Annotated in this window: 4 protein-coding genes; 3 read left to right on the top strand and 1 reads right to left on the bottom strand. The window is 68.4% G+C overall.

What is annotated here, in order from left to right:
• On the top strand, window positions 1-456 hold a 456-nt coding region (locus AB4Y84_RS19830; RefSeq protein ID WP_442250744.1), incomplete at its 5' end, for an aminotransferase class I/II-fold pyridoxal phosphate-dependent enzyme.
• Window positions 457-520: 64 nt separating this feature from the next.
• Here AB4Y84_RS19830 and bioD read toward each other — a convergent pair.
• Window positions 521-1213, bottom strand: coding sequence for a dethiobiotin synthase (gene bioD / locus AB4Y84_RS19825; protein ID WP_442244751.1), 693 nt, complete (start codon window positions 1211-1213; stop codon window positions 521-523).
• A gap of 67 nt (window positions 1214-1280) precedes the next feature.
• Here bioD and AB4Y84_RS19820 point away from each other — a divergent pair, with 67 nt between their 5' ends.
• A complete protein-coding gene (locus tag AB4Y84_RS19820; RefSeq protein WP_025878430.1) occupies window positions 1281-1763 on the top strand; it encodes a GAF domain-containing protein in 483 nt (160 codons plus the stop codon).
• Window positions 1760-2122, top strand: coding sequence for a TfoX/Sxy family protein (locus tag AB4Y84_RS19815; RefSeq protein WP_442250743.1), 363 nt, complete (start codon window positions 1760-1762; stop codon window positions 2120-2122). Before AB4Y84_RS19820 ends, AB4Y84_RS19815 begins: the two co-directional genes overlap by 4 nt.
• Window positions 2123-2205: the final 83 nt, after the last annotated feature.

Here is a 2205-nt window from a genome sequence, read left to right as displayed (position 1 = left end):
GGCTGGCTCGATGGCGGCCGCTTCGCCGAACGCATCGCGCTGCTCAAATTCCAGTCCACCGGCGGCGAACCGCAGCTGCTCGGTGATGCGGTGGCGGCCTACCTGGAAGCAGGCAGCTACGAGCACCACCTGCATCGCATGCGCCGGTTGTACCGCGAACAGGTCGGTCGCCTGCGGCAGCTGGTGGCCGAACATTTCCCGGCCGGCACCTGCGCCACCGAGCCGCAGGGAGGGTTCCTGCTGTGGCTGGAGTTGCCTGGCGTAGACACCCGGGAGCTGTTCGAGCGCGCGCTGGCAGAGGACATCGTGTTCATGCCGGGCCAGGTGTATTCGCGTGGCGCGCGCTACCGGCATTGCCTGCGGTTGTCGTGCTGCCAGACCCTGGACGCGCGCTTCATCGCTGCGGTGGAACGGTTGGGTGCGATCGCACGGGAGCTGGTGGCGGCAACACGGTAGTGCCGGCCAGCGGCCGGCGACCTCGAGGTAGTGAGTGCGTGCAGTTGCCGGCCAGCGGCCGGCACTACCCGTGGTCGTCGTGCAGGTGCGCGCTCAACGCTTCACCATCGGCGCCCGGCAGATACGGCATCCGGCCCCAGCAGGGCATCGGCAGGCGCTGCTGCAAGGTCGCGAAATTCTCATCCTGGCGCTGCATCGAAGGATCGATGTGGTTGCCGATCCAGCCCAGGCACTCCACGCCACTGGCCTGCAGCGAGTGTGCGGTCAGCCGCGCGTGGTTGACGCAGCCCAGGCGCATGCCGACCACCAGCACCACCGGCAGCCGCAGCGCACGTACCAGGTCAAGCTGGTCCAGCTGCGCCGACAACGGCGCCAGCCAGCCGCCCACGCCCTCGACCACCACCACGTCGGCCTGTGCGCGCAGGCGTTCGAAGGCCGCCAGGATCGGGGACAGTTCGATGCGCACGCCATCTTCTGCGGCCGCCAGCTCGGGCGCCAACGGCTGGCGCAATGCGTAGGGGTTCAGATCGGCATAGTCCGGCACCGGCAGGCTGGCGGCCTGCAGTGCCAGCGCGTCGTCGTTGCGCAGCCCCTGCCCCGCGTCGTGGCTGCCGCTGGCCACCGGCTTCATGCCCACCGCGCGCAGGCCGCGCCGGCGCAGCGCGTGCAGCAGCGCGGTACTGGCGGCGGTCTTGCCGATCTCGGTATCGGTACCGGTGACGAACAGGGCCGTCGGCAACGTGGCAGGCAGGGACATCACAGGCTCCAGCAGGGCAGCAGAGTCCCCATTATCGCTGGCCCGGCACGCTTGCTAGACTGCGGCCATGTTCGCCAACGCCTCGCTCACCGGCAGCAAGCCGGAACAATACGCCCAGCTGCTGGAACAGGCCCGTGGCCTGGTCTACGGCGAGTCCGACCGCATCGCCAATGCGGCCAACCTCGCTGCACTGGTCTACCACGCCCTGCCCGACCTGAACTGGGTGGGCTTCTACCTTTACGACGGCAAGGAACTGGTGGTCGGTCCGTTCCAGGGCCTGCCGGCCTGCGTGCGCATTCCGCTGGACAAGGGCGTGTGCGGTGCGGCCGCCAGCCAGCGCGTCACCCAGCGGATCGAAGACGTGGACGCCTTCCCCGGCCATATCGCCTGCGATGCCGCATCGCGCTCGGAACTGGTGGTGCCGTTGCTCCGCGGTGGGGAGCTGATCGGCGTGTTCGATATCGACAGCCCGGTCGTCGGCCGCTTCGATGCCGAGGACCAGGCTGGCCTGGAAGCCATCGCCGAGGTGTTCGTCGGGGCGTTGGCGTGAGCGCGGTCAAGCTGCGCAACATCGGCCCGAAGAGTGCGGCATGGCTGCGCCAAGTGGGCCTGCGCAGCCGTGAGGACCTGGTTGCCATCGGTGCCGTTGGTGCCTTCGTCAAGGTCAAGCGTGCCGGCTTCAAGCCCAGCCTCAACCTGCTGTATTCGCTGGAAGGTGCGCTGCTGGACTGCCACTGGCAGGAACTGAGCGAACCGCAGCGCGCAGCGCTGGTGCAGGACTACGAAGCACGTATCGCAGTGCATCCGTTGAAGGCGGCAGGCCCGGCATCGGGCCCGGTGCATGAGCAGCGCTTCGACGCCGAGGATGATGGCGAAGAAAGCACGGCCGAAAGCGCCGACGAGGATTGACTGTTTGGTAGTGCCGGCCGCTGGCCGGCAACCTCAGGAACGTTGCGAAGATCGTGCAGTTGCCGGCCAGCGGCCGGCACTAC

It is taken from the genome of Stenotrophomonas sp. 2YAF22 (genome assembly GCF_052114665.1).
GTDB classification, from domain to species: domain Bacteria; phylum Pseudomonadota; class Gammaproteobacteria; order Xanthomonadales; family Xanthomonadaceae; genus Stenotrophomonas; species Stenotrophomonas indicatrix.
This window is presented reverse-complemented; position numbering and strand designations above follow the sequence as displayed.